General features: G+C 63.9%; 10 protein-coding genes. All 10 read left to right on the forward strand.

The genetic code is table 11. The features are described from left to right. Positions 1 to 25: 25 nt before the first annotated feature. The 10 genes from LNV08_RS10255 (at position 26) to LNV08_RS10300 (ending at position 14,608) form a co-directional block, all read left to right on the forward strand. Entirely contained in the window at positions 26 to 1,444 is a 1,419-nt protein-coding gene (locus tag LNV08_RS10255) for a patatin-like phospholipase family protein (protein WP_263533606.1), read from the forward strand. A gap of 39 nt (positions 1,445 to 1,483) precedes the next feature. Further along, on the forward strand, positions 1,484 to 2,860 hold the full coding sequence (locus LNV08_RS10260) for a TolC family protein (protein ID WP_263533607.1): 1,377 nt from the start codon (positions 1,484 to 1,486) through the stop codon (positions 2,858 to 2,860). A gap of 15 nt (positions 2,861 to 2,875) precedes the next feature. Then, positions 2,876 to 3,847, forward strand: a complete 972-nt coding sequence (locus tag LNV08_RS10265) for an HlyD family secretion protein (RefSeq protein ID WP_263533608.1) — start codon at positions 2,876 to 2,878, stop codon at positions 3,845 to 3,847. 3 nt (positions 3,848 to 3,850) lie between these two features. Further along, the gene (locus tag LNV08_RS10270) at positions 3,851 to 5,005 is read left to right on the forward strand and encodes an ABC transporter permease (RefSeq protein ID WP_263533609.1); all 1,155 of its coding nucleotides are present in this window, start codon (positions 3,851 to 3,853) and stop codon (positions 5,003 to 5,005) included. 1 nt (position 5,006) lies between these two features. Beyond that, a complete protein-coding gene (locus LNV08_RS10275; protein WP_263533610.1) occupies positions 5,007 to 6,152 on the forward strand; it encodes an ABC transporter permease in 1,146 nt (381 codons plus the stop codon). Positions 6,153 to 6,352: 200 nt separating this feature from the next. Then, positions 6,353 to 8,641 carry an Orn/Lys/Arg decarboxylase N-terminal domain-containing protein gene (locus tag LNV08_RS10280; protein ID WP_263533611.1) on the forward strand — a complete coding sequence of 763 codons (2,289 nt, stop codon included), beginning with the start codon at positions 6,353 to 6,355 and terminating at the stop codon, positions 8,639 to 8,641. Positions 8,642 to 8,708: 67 nt separating this feature from the next. Continuing rightward, positions 8,709 to 10,046, forward strand: a complete 1,338-nt coding sequence (gene potE, locus LNV08_RS10285) for a putrescine-ornithine antiporter (protein WP_263533612.1) — start codon at positions 8,709 to 8,711, stop codon at positions 10,044 to 10,046. A gap of 23 nt (positions 10,047 to 10,069) precedes the next feature. Beyond that, positions 10,070 to 10,984 carry an amino acid ABC transporter substrate-binding protein gene (locus tag LNV08_RS10290; RefSeq protein ID WP_263533613.1) on the forward strand — a complete coding sequence of 305 codons (915 nt, stop codon included), beginning with the start codon at positions 10,070 to 10,072 and terminating at the stop codon, positions 10,982 to 10,984. Positions 10,985 to 11,024: 40 nt separating this feature from the next. Continuing rightward, positions 11,025 to 13,340, forward strand: coding sequence for an Orn/Lys/Arg decarboxylase N-terminal domain-containing protein (locus LNV08_RS10295; protein ID WP_263533614.1), 2,316 nt, complete (start codon positions 11,025 to 11,027; stop codon positions 13,338 to 13,340). Between the two features lie 146 nt (positions 13,341 to 13,486). Next, the gene (locus LNV08_RS10300; protein WP_263533615.1) at positions 13,487 to 14,608 is read left to right on the forward strand and encodes a hypothetical protein; all 1,122 of its coding nucleotides are present in this window, start codon (positions 13,487 to 13,489) and stop codon (positions 14,606 to 14,608) included. Positions 14,609 to 14,641 lie beyond the last annotated feature (33 nt).

The raw sequence follows: 14,641 nt of genomic DNA on the forward strand, positions 1-14,641 counted from the left end.
GGAACTTTAGTCAGGCTAACCCGCAATGTGCATTGACCTTTTTGCCCCTCAATACCTGCGTCGCGGGCTCGGGGTGCTGCTGCTGCTGATCAGCGGCTGCGCTTCGCGGCCCGCTAATCCGCCCCTGCTCAAACAAGATCATGAGCATGGCTACCGCTTGTCGAGCTGGCAGGCCGAGCGCGGCGACCCCGAATTTGGCCTGGTGGTGGCGATGTCGGGCGGCGGCACGCGTGCGGCGGCGTTCTCTTACGGCATCTTGGAGGAGTTGCGTCGCACCCCGGTGCCAACGCCCTCAGGGCAGGGCCGCATGCTGGACGACGTCAATATCGTGACGGGCATTTCCGGCGGCAGCTTCACCGCCCTGTCTTATGCGCTTTACGGCGAGCGCCTGTTTGACGAGTTCGAGACGCGCTTTCTCAAGCGCGATGTGCAGGGCGACTTGATGCGCCTGGTGCTCAATCCGCTGTCTTGGCCGCAGATGGCGGGCGGCAGCTTCACGCGCACCGATCTGGCCGCCGACTATTACGACCGCATCCTGTTCGAGGGCGCCACCTTTGGCGACCTGCGCAAGCGCGGCGGCCCGTTCACCAATGTCGCGGCGACCGAAGTCAGCACCGGCTCGCGCATCACCTTCAACCAAAACACTTTCGATCTCTTGTGCGCCGACTTGAGCCAGGTTCGGCTGGCGCGAGCGGCGGCCGCGTCGTCGGCGGTGCCGGGGCTGTTCGCGCCAATAGGCTTTGACAACTACGCGGGCAGTTGCGGCTTTGATTTGGGTGCCAATGTGGCTCGGGTGTTCGGCAACAAGGTCGACAAGGACGCGACCGGTCGCGTCAGCTTGCGCGACCGCGAGTTTGTCGCCTTGCAAGACGGCACACAGCATCGTTACTTGCACCTGATCGACGGTGGCCTGTCCGATAACGTGGGCCTGCGTTCGCTGTTGGAAGGGCTGGAGGCCTCGGTCGCCAGCGAGCGCTTCCGCGATGTATCGGGCTTCAACAAGCTCAAGCGCATCGCCGTGATTGCCGTCAATTCGCTGGCCGACGGTGAGAACGATTGGGGCATGCATGAAGCGCCGCCGAATATGCTGTCCATGCTGGTGCGCGCCGCCGGCGTGCCGATTGACCGCTACAGCTATGAGCAGATCGAGCTGCTGCGCAATTTTGTGCGCACCTTGCAGCATCTGAAGGGGCCGGACGGGCAGCCGATCGCGGTCGAGTTCTACGCCATCGACATCAATTTCGACCAGATCACCGACCCTGAAGAAAAGCGCTACTTCCGCAATTTGCCCACCAGTTTTGTGCTCAGCGCCGAGCAGGTGGACCGGCTGCGCGAGATGGCAGGGCGCTTGCTGCGCCAGTCGCCCGACTACCAGCGCCTGCTGCGCGACCTGAGCGCCAGCGCCCTGGCCGAAGCCCCGCCGACATCCAAAACTCAGCCCTGAATCGGTTATGCTCCGCGCAACCATATGCTTAGCTTGCGGATGAAAACTGTCTCCATCTTGTCACTGTGTTTGCTGTGGGCTTCTGGCGTTAGCGCCGAGGCGCTGAGCTGGCACGAGGCCACTCAGCTGCTGCGGCAAAACTCGGATCAAATGGCCGGCGCCCGCGCTGCGGTGGACAGCGCGCAAGCCCGCTCCGAAGGCATCGCCCGCGCCGGCGGCCCCATTGTCAGCGTCTACGGTGCGGCCTACAGCTACAAGGCCAGTGTCGATCTGAATCTGGACCCGCTCAACCACGGCTTGGGCAATGTGATCAGCCTGCTGCCGCCGGGCTTGGCAAGCCAGTTACCACCCTTGCCACCGCTGCCGCACAACACCACGCTCTCACACAGCAATACCAATCAAGCCGCCTTGGTGAATGCGGTCTGGCCTATCTACCTGGGCGGGGCGACCGATGCGCTGCGCGGTGTGGCGGCGGGGCAAACCGCCGAGGCGCAGGCCGAGCTGAGCCATACCGAAGAAGAGGCGCTGGCACTGCTGGCGCAGCGCTACTTCCAGACCCAGATGGCGCGCCGCGCTGCCAGCCTGCGCGAGGCGGCCGCCGCCGGCGTGTCCGAACATGACGCTGCGGCCGAGAAGATGCTGCAGGCCGGCGTGGCCTCCAAGCTGGAGCGCCTGCAAGCGCGCGCCGCCTTGCAAGATGCACAGCACCAGGCCCGCAAGGCGCGCAGCGACGCAGAGCTGGTCGCGGCCGCCCTGGCCCGAACCGTCAAAATAGACGGCGTGCCGACGCCCAGCACGCCTTTGTCGGTCAGCTCGCAGCCGCTGCCCCCGCTGCAAGACTTCATCAACACCGCGATGACCCTTCACCCTGGCCTGGCCAAGGTGGCCGCCAAGCGTACTCAGGCCGAGCAACTGAAGGCAGGCTCCAAGGCGCTGGAGCGCCCGCAGGTGTTCGCCTTCGGCCAACGTTCGCTGACGCATAACGGCGACTGGCTGGCCGGTGTGGGCATACGCGTCAACCTCTGGGATTCGCTAGACCACGACGCGCTGGATCGGTCACACCTGAAGCAGATCGCGCAAGTCGACGCGGCCGATGCGCAGGCGCGCAGCGACATCGCCTTGCTGGTCGAGCGCCAATGGCGCAGCGCCGAGCAGGCGCGCTCGCAATACCTGAGCCTGGCCGCGCAAGACGAATTGGGTCAGGAAATCTTGCATCTGCGCCGGGTAGGCCTCAAGCAAGGCAGCAGCACGACGCTGGATCTGATCGACGCCGAGCTGAACCTGGCCAAGCTGCGTACCGAGCGCGCGCAGGTCGCCTATGAACATGTGATGGCCTTGGTCGGCCTGTTGCAAGCCAGCGGTCAGCTCGAGAGTCTGGGCGACTACCTGGCCCGCGCCGATGTGCGCGTCGAATAGAACAAGAGATTGCCGATGAATTTGCCTAAGTTTTTAGTGCCGGCTATTGCCGTGACCGCGCTGGGAGTTGCTGTCTACGCGATGCTGCAGCACAACCCTCCTGCGCCTGAGCAGCTGCAAGGCATGATGGAAGCGCGCGAGACCGATATCGCGCCCAAGCTGACCGGCCGAGTGCTTGAGCTCTTGGTGCAAGAAGGCCAGCGCATCGAAAAAGGCGCGCTGATCCTGCGCATCGACAGCCCCGAGGTGGCGGCCAAGATGGCGCAGGCCAGCAATGCGGCCTCGGCGGCAGCTGCGGTCGCTCAAAAAGCCAAGAACGGCGCGCGCCCTGAAGAAATCCGCATGGCGCAAGCTAACTTCGAGCGTGCGCAGGTCGGGGTTGATTTGGCCCGCAAGAGTTTCGAGCGAGTTGACGGCCTTTACAAAGAAGGCCTGGTGTCGGCGCAAAAGCGCGACGAGGCGGAGGCGAATTGGCGTGCGTCGCAAGGGCTGGCCAATGCGGCTCGTGCCCAGGCCGATATGGCCCGTGCCGGCGCGCGCAGCGAAGACCAGGCCGCCGCTAACGCCCAAGCTGCTCAGGTGAAGGGCGCCGTGCAAGAGGTGGAAGTGGCCCGCGCCGAGACCGAGCTGAAAAGCCCGGTGGCGGGCGAGGTGGCCAAGCTTTTGGCCAAGGTGGGCGAGCTGTCGCCGGCCGGCGTGCCGGTGATCACGGTGGTGGATCTGGCCGATCAATGGATGCTCTTGAACGTGCGTGAAGATCAGCTGCAGCGCTTTGCCGTCGGCCAGGAGTTCGACGCCACGCTGCCGGCGCTGCCGAATCAGACCGTGCGTTTCAAGGTCCTTGCCTCGCAGGCGCTGCCCGACTTCGCCACCTGGCGCGCCACCCGCAGCAACCAGGGCTATGACCTGCGCACCTTCGAGATCAAGGCGCAGCCGCTCAAACCGATTGCGCGCGCGCGGCCCGGCATGAGCGTGCTGGTCAAGTAAATCATGGGCACTTTGGCGAGGGAATGGGCGCGGCTGCGTGCCAGCCCTTTCGATTTGGCCATGTTGTCTTGGTTGCCGCTGCTGATGGGGCTCTTGCTGATCTGGACCTTTGCTGCGGGCTTGCCGACGCGGCTACCGATTGGCATCCTGGACGCTGATCACAGCGCGCTGTCGCGCCAGCTCGGTCGCATGCTGGACGCTGCACCTGGCCTGCAGCTGGCGGCGCAGTTCAGCGACGAAGGCGAGATGCAAAGGGCGCTGCGCGCCGGCCATGTGTACGGCGCGCTGGTGATTCCGGCCGGCATGAGTCGCGACATCAAACAGGGCAGAGCGGCGCAATTGGCCCTTTTGCATAACGCCCAGTTCGCCACCCACTCGGGCCTGATTCAAAAAGACGTGCGCACGGTGGTGGGCACGCTGTCGGCCGGCATCGAGATCGTCTCGCGCGAGAAGCGAGGCCAGAGCATGCAGGCGGCTAGCCAAGGCTTCGAGCCCATGCGCGCCAATTTGCAGGCGATCTACAACCCGACGCTGAACTATCAGCAGTTTCTCGCCGCTGTGCTGCTGCCGGCGCTGCTGCATATGCTGGCGATGGTGGGCGGCGCCTGGGCCGTCGGCAGCGAGCTGCGCGATGGGACGGCGCCCGCTTGGCTGGCTGCGGCCAAGGGTCAAGTCTTGCCTGCCGTGCTGCTCAAGCTGCTGCCGGCGATGTTGCTGCTGAACGGCGTCAATCTGATCTTGTGGCTGCTGATGCAGCAGCTGGGCTTGGTGCCAGCTGCAGCCATGCCGGTCTTGCTGAGCCTGCACGCGGTGATGCTGGCCTTGTACTGGGGCTTGGGTGGCTTTGTCGCCTTGGCCAGCAGCAGCTTGCGCACGGCGCTGTCGGCGGCCGGCTTCATCACCGCGCCGGCCTTTGCCTTCTCAGGCCTGGCTTTCCCCTTGATGGCCATGCCAGTCAGCGCGCGCCAATGGGCCGAGGCCTTGTCGCTGACCTGGGTGCTGGAGGGACAGGTGGGCTTGCTGCAACAGGGCCGCGAGGCGGCCGCGCTCTTGCCGCTGGCGGGCTGGCTCAGCCTGGCTGCCGCGCTCTTTCTGCTGGCCTGCGCTGCGCTGCTCAAGCGCGCCGCCGTGACACCGGCCTGCTGGGGGAAGCGCTGAAATGTGGGCCTGGTTTAAGACGGTGGGTCTCACCTGGCGCAGCGCGCTGACGGACAAGGGCACGCTCTTGATGTTCATCGTCGCCCCCATCATTTATGCCTTCTTCTACCCCTGGCCCTATCTGACGCAGGAACTGCGCCGCGTACCGGTGGCCATCGTCGATCAGGACCACAGCAATATCGCCCGCCAGATCGGCCGCTTCACCCAGGCCAGCCCGCGTCTGGACCTGCGCTTTGTCACCAGCAGTGAGGCGGAGGCCAAGGCGGCGCTGGCAAGGCGCGAGATTGAGGGCTATGTGCTGCTGCCCCAGGGGCTCAAGCGTGATGTGTTGCGAGGCCAGGCGGTGGTGGCACCGGTCTTGGCCGACGGTGCGTATTTCTTGATTAACAAGGTGGTGCTGAGCGGCTTCGGCGAGGTGCTGGGCACCGTCTCGGCCGGCATCGAGTTGCGCCAGTTGCAAGCCAAGGGGGCGTCGCCCTTGGGCGCAGCAGCCAGCCGCAGCCCTTTGAATCTGAGTACGGTAGCGCTTTACAACAAGACCCAGGGTTATGGCAGTTATGTGGTGCCGGCGGTGGCGGTGCTGATCATCCAGCAGCTGATGCTGATCGGCACAGCGATGTGGGTCGGCACCTGGTTTGAGAGGAGGCGCCCGGACGCCGACTCGCTCGCCACCTGGGCTGCCCGCACCTTGGCCTTTGCTTGTCTGGGTCTGCTCTCGGCGGCCTGGTTCTTCGGCCCGGTGTTCCGCTTTTTTGACTACGGTCACAGCGGCAATGTGGCCGGCGCGGCATTGCTGCTGCTGCCCTATTGCTGGGGCATCGCGGCCCTGGGCGTGGCGCTGGGCGCCTTGCTGGCCGACCGAGAGCGCAGCATGCAAGCGCTCTTGTGCACCTCGCTGCCGATTGCTTTTTTGAGCGGCTTCTCCTGGCCGCGCGAGGCGCTGCCGGCACCGCTGTTCGCGCTGGGGGACTTCATACCAGCGGTGGTGGGCATCCAGACCTTTGTGCGGCTGAACCAGATGGGCGCCACACTGGCCGAGGTGCGGCCGTTTGCTGAAATTTTGCTGCTGCAAGCGCTGGGTTTCAGCGTGCTGGCGGCATGGGCGCTGCGCAGGCGCCAGATGGGCGAAGCAAAGAACGTGGCCTGATTCGGAGCTGCGAGCCGTCGGGCGCTTCAATGAGGCATCGGTACAAACCCTGGACTTTCTTGCTGGCCACAGAAAGTTCACTTTGACCTAGACGTTAGGCGTTAGCATCGCCATCAAATACAAAAAGAATAGGTCTGTCGTAGGCTAAATCCGGCCGAGCAGCACATCTGCCTGCAGGGCCAAAACCAGGGGTAGTGGAAATGGGTCAAGGCACATTGATCGTCGGCATGAAGGTGCTGGTCATCAGCGATGAGTTTGGCGGCCAGACGGCGGTGGGCCGCACGGTGCGCTCGCTGGCGCAGGCGCTCGCCGAGCGTGATATCGAAGTGTTGGAGGCCACCTCGGCCGAAGATGCGCGCGCGGTGATTCTGTCCGACCCCTCGATCCAAAGCGTCTTGCTGAGCTGGACGCTGGGCAGCCAAGACCCGCAGCATCACGCGGCGCAGGCCTTGCTGGATTTGATCCGCTCGCGCAATACCGATGTGCCTGTGTTCCTGATGGCCGACAAAGACGGTGCGGCGCTGACGGCCGCCGTGATGCGCCAGGTCGATGAGCTGATCTGGTTCCTGGAGGACACCACTGGCTTCATCGCCGGCCGCGTGTTGGCCGCCATCCAGCGCTATCGTGAGGCGGTGGCTCCCCCGTTCACCAAGGCGCTGATCCAGTTCGCGCAGAAGTATGAGTACTCCTGGCACACGCCGGGCCATGCCGGCGGCACGGCCTTTCTGAAGTCACCGGTGGGCCGCGCCTTCCATGACTATTTTGGCGAGAACCTCTTGCGCTCGGATCTTTCGATCTCGGTTGGCGAGTTGGGCTCCCTGCTGGACCACAGCGGCCCTATCGGCGAGAGCGAGAAGTATTGCGCCAAGATCTTCGGCGCCGACCGAGCCTACACGGTGACGAATGGCTCCTCGATGTCGAACCGGGTCATCATGATGTCTTCGGTGACCCGTGGAGATTACGCCTTATGTGATCGCAATGCCCACAAGTCCACCGAGCAGGCGCTGACCATGACGGGGGTGGTGCCGACCTATCTGGTGCCTTCGCGCAACCACCTCGGCATCATCGGTCCGATCTACGCCAAGACGCTCAGCGAAGAAGGGGTGCAGGCGGCTATCGCAGTCAATCCGCTGGCCAAGGACAAGGCGCAAAAAGCGGTGCACGCCATCGTCACCAACTCGACCTATGACGGTCTGATTTACCTGGTGCCGCGCGTGGTGGAGCTCCTCGACAAGAGCGTCGACCGCATCCACTTTGACGAGGCCTGGTACGGCTATGCGCGCTTCAACCCGCTCTACCGCAACCGCTTCGGCATGTATGGCGAGGCCAAAGACTACCCGCGCGACAAGCCGACCATCTTCACCACCACCTCCACGCACAAGCTGCTGGCTGCGATCAGCCAATCCTCGCTGATCAGCGTGCGCGACGGCCGCAACCCGGTGCCGCATGCGCGCTTCAACGAGAGCTACATGATGCACGGCTCGACCTCGCCGCTGTACGCGATCATCGCGTCTAACGAGGTCTCGGCGGCGATGATGAGCGGCGTGGGCGGCCGCACGCTGACGACCGAATCGATCCAGGAGGCCGTGTCCTTCCGCAAGGCGGTGCGCACGATCAAGCGCGACGCAGAAACCACCGGCGACTGGTTCTTCAGCACCTGGAATGCCGACACCGTCACCGACCCGGTCAGCGGTGCGCAAATCGCGTTCGAAGATGCGCCAAACGAGCTGCTGATTAGCGAGCCCGACTGCTGGACCCTGCATCCGGGCGCGGCCTGGCATGGCTTCAAGGACATCGAGGCTGGCTACTGCATGCTGGACCCGATCAAGGTCTCCATCGTCAGCCCCGGTGTGGCCAGTGACGGCACATTCGAGCAGATGGGCATCCCGGCGATGCTGGTCACTGCCTTCTTGAGCAAGCGCGGTATCCAGGTCGAGAAGACCACCGACTTCACCATCCTGGTGCTTTTCTCGCTGGGCGTCACACGTGGCAAGTTCGGCACGCTGGTGAATGCGCTCTTGCGCTTCAAAGATGCCTACGACGCCAACACGCCAGTGGCCGAGGTCTTGTTTGAGCATGTGGCCGATGCACCGGCGCAGTACGCGGGCATGGGCTTGCAAGATTTGGCCCGCGCCATGTTCGAGCAGATGAAGGCGAGCGACATCTTGCGCGCTCAGGCGCAGGCCTTCTCCAGCCTGCCGGTGCCGGTGATGACGCCGGCCGATGCTTACTCCAAGCTGGTGCACAACGAGATCGAGGAAGTGGCGCTGGAGAACCTGGCCGGGCGCGTGATCGCCACCGCCGTGGTGCCCTATCCACCGGGCATCCCGATGTTGATGCCGGGCGAGTTGGCCGGGCCGGACGATGGCCCCTTCATCGGCTATCTGCGCGGCCTTCAGGACTGGGGCAATCGCTTCCCCGGCTTCGGCCATGACACCCACGGCGTCGAGGACCGCGACGGCCGCTACTACGTTCAGTGCCTGAAATAAGGCGTTAGGCCCCACGCCAAGGCATCAGCGTTGGCGCTGTCCAAGACATTCAAACCAGGAGGCCTGCATGGCTGACTCCAGCAAGAAAATGAGCCTGATGGGACTGACCACCATCGTGGCGGTCAATATGATGGGCTCCGGCATCATCATGCTGCCGGCAAATATGGCGCAGATCGGCGCTGTGTCGCTGCTCTCATGGGCGATCACCGCCGTCGGCTCGATGGCGATTGCCTACAGCTTTGCGCAATGCGGGCTGTTCTGCAGTCGCTCGGGCGGCATGTCGGCCTATACCGAAGAGGCGCATGGCAAGTCGGGCTTCTTCATGGCTTCCTTCTTGTATTACCTGTCCTTGGCGATCGGCAATGTGGCCATCGCCATCTCGGCGGTCGGCTACATCACGCCCTTCATCCCTTGGCTGGGCACCGGAGCTACTCCGCTGTTCGTCGGCGTGGTGGGGCTGCTGTGGCTGACCACGGTGGCCAATTTCGGTGGCCCCAAGGTCACGGGCAAGATCGGCGCCATCACCGTCTGGGGCGTCATCATCCCGGTCGCTGGTTTGTCGGTGATAGGCTGGTTTTGGTTCAAGTCGGATGTGTTCGCGCAGGCCTGGAACCCGCATAACGTGCCCATGGCCGAGGCGATCTCGTCCAGCATTCCGCTGACTCTCTGGGCCTTCCTGGGCATGGAGTCGGCGGCCGCCAACTCCGACGCGGTCGAGAACCCCAAGCGCAATGTGCCACTGGCCTGCTTGTTCGGCACCGGCGGCGCGGCGGTGGTCTACATTCTTTCCACCACGGTGATTCAGGGCATCGTGCCAAATGCCGAACTGGCCAATTCGACGGCACCATTCGCGCTGGTCTACTCGACCATGTTCTCGCCCATGGTCGGCAATGTGATTCTGTTCCTGGCGGTGGCGGCCTGCGTGGGCTCGCTCTTGGGCTGGCAGTTCACGCTGGCGCAGGTGTCCAAGGCAGCGGCCGAGCAGCGCATGTTCCCCAAGTTCTTTGCCCGCGTGACTGCGGCCGACGCGCCCATCATCGGCATGGTGGTGGCCGGTGTGTTGCAGACGCTGATGGCGGTGTCGACGATGTCGCCCGATGCAGCGGCGCAGTTCGGCAAGCTGGTCAATCTGGCAGCGGTCACCAACTTGATTCCTTATGTGACGGCGCTGTCGGCGCTGATGATCATCATGCACAAGGCCGACGTCACGCCGGCGCTGTTCAAGCGCAATGTAGCGGTCTTGATGGTCGCCATGATCTACAGCTTTTATGCGCTCTACGCCTCGGGCCAGGAGGCGGTGTTCGGCGGCATGATCGTGATGGCGATCGGTTACTTGATCTACGGTTTCATTGCCAACCGGTTCATCGCGCAGCCAAGCGCGGTAGCAGCCGCAGCTCGGCCATGAACCCCATCAGCAGGAATCCCATCATGAGTAACTTTCGCAAACTTTGTACCGGCCTGCTTGGCCTGGGTCTCCTGGCCAGTTTGGTCACGCCGTTCGCCGCCTCTGCCCAGACGCTGGATCGCATCAAAAAGGCCGAGACCATCAAGCTCGGTTTCATCGACCGCGCCGCACCTTACTCATCGCTGGGCGCCGACGGCAAACCGGTCGGTTACGCGATCGAAGTCTGCCAAGTGGTGGTCGAGGCCATCAAAGCCAAGCTGTCCCAGCCCGGCTTGAATGTGCGTTATGTGGCGTTGAAGGCCGAAGACGCCGAGGAGACGGTCAGCCAGGGCGGCGTTGATCTGCTGTGCACCGCGACGGTCGAGACGCTCAAGCGCCGCGAGCGCATGTCTTACTCGATCCCTGTCGTCAGCGGCGGCATCGGCGTGCTGTTGCGCACCGACGCGGCGAGCAGCTTGCGCGACGTGTTGAGCGGCAAGCCGGCGCGCAGCGGCCCGGTGTGGCGCGGCACCGTCAATGGCGGCTTGGCCAACCACACCTACGCGGTACGCGCCGGCACCACCACCGAGGCGTGGGTGCGCGAGCAAACCCGCCGCCTGGGCGTGACCGTCAGCGCGATCACGGTAGACGACTACGGCAAGGGCATCGAGCTGGTGCGTGCCCGCCAGGCTGACGCCTTCTTCGGCGAGCGAGCGCTTCTGAAGGACTATGTGCAGCGCAACAAACTGAGCGGCGAGGTGGTGGTGCTGGAGCGCCGCTTTGCGGCCGAACCGCTGGGGCTGGCGATGGCGCGCAACGACGATGACTTGCGCCTGTTGGTGGACGGTGCTTTGAGCCGCTTGCTCAAGAGCCCTGACTTTGCCAAGCTGTACGAGCGTCATTTCGGGCCGCTGGACGAAGCCAGTCGCTTGATTTACACCGGCTTCGCGCTGCCTTGAACTGAAGCACTCAACCGCCATTCCGATCAGGACTTCAATCATGGCCAGCTCCAACTCGATCCCCTCCCGCGTGCTCTGTGTTGACGGCGATCTCGCCGGCGAATCGAGCACCGCCAGCCGGCGCATCCGCGCCATCGTGGACGCGCTGCGCGAGCATGGCGTTGAAGTGATCGAGTCGCTGTCTTATGAAGACGGGCTGGCCAATCTGGTGTCGGACACCGCCATTCACTGCCTGCTGCTGGATTGGTCCTTGGGGGCGAATGACGAAGGCAGCCATGCGGCGGCCACCGAGCTCTTGCGCAAGCTGCGCAAGCGCAATGAGGCCATGCCGGTGTTCTTGATGGCCGATCGCAAGGCCTTGAGCGGGCCGATGACGGTCGAGGTGGCCAGCCTGGCGGATGAATTCATCTGGACGCTGGAAGACAGCCCGGCCTTTATCGCGCGCCGCGTTGAAGCGGCGCTGGATCGTTACTTCGACGGGCTGCTGCCGCCCTTTGCCCGCGCGCTGGTCAACTACAACCGCGATGCCGAGTACTCCTGGGCGGCGCCCGGTCACCAAGGCGGCGTAGCGTTTACCAAGTCGCCGATCGGCCGGCTTTTTCACGACGCCTACGGCGAGACGCTGTTCCGCACCGATATGGGCATCGAGCGCGGCGCTTTGGGTTCGCTGCTCTCGCACAGCGGCCCGATCGGTGAGAGCGAGCAATACGCGGCCCGTGTGTTCGGTAGCGACCGCAGCTACTCGGTGCTGAACGGCACCTCGGCGTCCAACCGCACCATCATGTCGGCCTGCATCGGCGAGCAGCAGATCGCCTTGTGCGACCGCAACTGCCACAAGTCGATCGAGCAGGGCCTCGCTATCACCGGCGGCATCCCCGTCTTCTTGCAGGCCGGCCGCAACCGCTATGGCGTGATCGGCCCCATCCACCCCGATCAGATGACGCCCGCCGCGATTGCCGCCAAGATCGCAGCCAACCCGCTGGCGGCGCAGGCCCGAAACGGGTCGCAAGCGCAGCGCGCCGTCTACAGCGTCGTGACCAATTGCACCTATGACGGCATGTGCTACGACGCCAAGAGCGCGGAAAGCCTGCTGGGCCAGAGCGTTGACCGCATTCATTTCGACGAAGCCTGGTATGGCTACGCTCGCTTCAACCCCATGTACAGGGACCGTTATGCGATGCGCGGCGCGGCGTCCAGCCATGCCGATGACGGCCCGACCGTCTACGCTACGCACTCGACCCACAAGCTCTTGGCGGCGCTGTCGCAGACTTCCTTCATCCATGTGCGCGACGGGCGCGGCGCCATCGATCATGGCCGCTTCAACGAAGCCTATGGCGCGCAGGCTTCAACCTCGCCGCTGTATGCGTTGATCGCCAGCAATGAAGTCGCGGCGGCGATGATGGCCGGGCCGTCCGGTGAGGCCTTGACGCAGGACGTGATCGATGAAGCGATTGCCTGCCGCCAGGCCGTGGCCCAGGTGCAGCGCGAGCTGGCCGCAAAGGGTGAATGGTTCTTCACGCCCTGGAACGCGCCCGAGGTCACCGACCCCGCCACGGGTGTGCGTTATGCCTTCGCCGACGCGCCGGCCGACTTGCTCGCGCATGAGCCCTCGTGCTGGGTGCTGCATCCGGGCGAAAGCTGGCATGGCTTTGATGCATTGCCCGACGGCTGGTGCCTGCTCGACCCGATCAAGTTCGCCGTGGTGGCGCCCGGCATGCAGGCTGACGGCCAACTGGCCGAGCAAGGCATTCCCTGCGACTTGGTGACGGCCTATCTGGGCCAGCACGGCATCGTGCCATCGCGCACCACCGCGCACATGGTGCTGTTCCTGTTCTCGATGGGCGTGACCAAGGGCAAGTGGGGCACCTTGATCAACACCTTGCTGGACTTCAAGCGCGACTACGACGCCAACAAGCCGCTGGCCGAGGTCTTGCCGCGCGTGCTGGCCGCTGCGCCGGCGCGTTATGCGGGTTTGGGTTTGAAGGACCTGGGTGATCAGATGTGGGCCGAGCTGCGCGCCGGCCGCATGGGGCATTGGGAGGCCGAGGCCTATGCGCAGTTGCCGCTGCCGGTCTGTACCCCGCGCGTCGCCTTCCAGGCCTTGATGGCCGGCGAGGTGGAGTTGGTGCCGCTGAATGAGATGGCGAATCGCGTCGTTACCGTCGGCGTGATCCCTTATCCACCTGGCATCCCCATCGTGATGCCGGGCGAGAACATCGGCCCGGCCGACGGCGCCTGGATCAGTTATTTGCGCGTGCTGCAGCATTGGGCCGAAGCCTTCCCCGGCTTCGCCAAGGAGGTCGAGGGCACGATAGAAAAGGACGGCGTGTACAGCGTCTATTGTTTGAAGTCGTGATCTTTGGAACAGTCCGAGAAGAGCTGATTTAGGTCAAACCGCTAGCGCGCCCAAGCTTTATCGTTAGGGGGAAGGCGGCATCTTTGTGCGATTTGCCGCCCGAGTTCTCAGCTATGAACAAGGGGGCAAGGATGAAGCGCTTCTCGATGACTTTGCTGGCAAGCCATCTGTTGATGGCCTTGGGCGCAGGTAACGCGGCTGCGGCCAGCAGCTGGACCATCACCGATCTGGGCTCGGCCTATAACGTGCAAACCATGGCCTTGAACGATCAAGGCGCGGTCATCCTGGGCAACCGCATTCTGAGCCCCGTGGCCGGCGGCGGTTACGCGGTCACAGAAGTCTTCAATGCGCAGGGCAATGCCAATAACTTCGCCCTCTACGGCATCAATAACAGCAACACCGTGATCGGGGTGGATCGCAACGCGGGCTCGTCGCAAGCCTTTGTCTGGCAAGCCGGTGTCAGGACCAATTTGCCGCGCTTGGCGAATTGGGATCACTATGTCTATTCCGAAGTGCGGCAAATCAATGCCAAGGGTCAGATCATCGGCAACACCGGTGATGGTGCTGCGATCTGGACGCCCGATGGCAGCGGCGGCTATGCCATCACGGAACTGGATAAATGGAGCACGGGCAGTGCCATCAATGACGCCGGCATGGGCCTGATGAGCAATTTCAATTCACCCACGGCTAGTTTCCAAACTGGCTATTCAAACGGGGTGGGCGGCACGACTTTTGTGCCCGAGCGGGCTGGCTATAGGCCGGCGGGCGCGGCCATCAACAATTCGAACACGGTGGCCGGCGCGGCTTTTTATGAAGCGGCGGGCTATAGCTGGAACCAGACCTATGTCTGGCAGGGCAGCACGGTGACGCCCTTGCCGGTCAGTGCCACGGCGGCCAATTGGCAGATGAATGTCGGCGGTGTCGGCGGCATCAACGAAGCCAACACCATCGTCGGTTATGGCTCTTACGGCCCCTATGACGAGCGGGCCATGATGTGGACACCGGGCGCCTTGGGCTGGAACGAGATCGACCTGAATACCGTGGCCTACACGGGGGCAAGTTTTGGCAAGCTGACCCAAGCAAGAGCCATCAATGAGAGCGGGCAAATCCTCGGCGCCGGTGATTACTTCGACAAGGCCAGCGGCCAATGGGGCCAGCATGTTTTCTTGCTCACGCCGGTGCCGGAGGCGACCAGTTCGGCCATGTTCGTGGTGGGCTTGCTGAGCCTGTTTGGATTGATGCGGCGGCGGCAGCTTCGCGCCGGGTAAGACTCGCAGCCCCCAAAAGAGAAACCCGCAGGG

The organism is Paucibacter sp. TC2R-5 (assembly GCF_025717605.1).
GTDB classification, from domain to species: Bacteria; Pseudomonadota; Gammaproteobacteria; order Burkholderiales; family Burkholderiaceae_C; genus Paucibacter_A; species Paucibacter_A albus.

Bases quoted from the DNA above. Each gene is read 5' to 3' on its own strand.
- LNV08_RS10270 (WP_263533609.1), top strand. From the start codon at position 3,851: ATGGGCACTTTGGCGAGGGAATGGGCGCGGCTGCGTGCCAGCCCTTTC.
- LNV08_RS10265 (WP_263533608.1), top strand. From the start codon at position 2,876: ATGAATTTGCCTAAGTTTTTAGTGCCGGCTATTGCCGTGACCGCGCTG.
- LNV08_RS10295 (WP_263533614.1), top strand. From the start codon at position 11,025: ATGGCCAGCTCCAACTCGATCCCCTCCCGCGTGCTCTGTGTTGACGGC.
- LNV08_RS10275 (WP_263533610.1), top strand. From the start codon at position 5,007: ATGTGGGCCTGGTTTAAGACGGTGGGTCTCACCTGGCGCAGCGCGCTG.
- LNV08_RS10280 (WP_263533611.1), top strand. From the start codon at position 6,353: ATGGGTCAAGGCACATTGATCGTCGGCATGAAGGTGCTGGTCATCAGC.
- LNV08_RS10290 (WP_263533613.1), top strand. From the start codon at position 10,070: ATGAGTAACTTTCGCAAACTTTGTACCGGCCTGCTTGGCCTGGGTCTC.
- LNV08_RS10260 (WP_263533607.1), top strand. From the start codon at position 1,484: ATGAAAACTGTCTCCATCTTGTCACTGTGTTTGCTGTGGGCTTCTGGC.
- LNV08_RS10300 (WP_263533615.1), top strand. From the start codon at position 13,487: ATGACTTTGCTGGCAAGCCATCTGTTGATGGCCTTGGGCGCAGGTAAC.
- LNV08_RS10255 (WP_263533606.1), top strand. From the start codon at position 26: ATGTGCATTGACCTTTTTGCCCCTCAATACCTGCGTCGCGGGCTCGGG.
- potE (WP_263533612.1), top strand. From the start codon at position 8,709: ATGGCTGACTCCAGCAAGAAAATGAGCCTGATGGGACTGACCACCATC.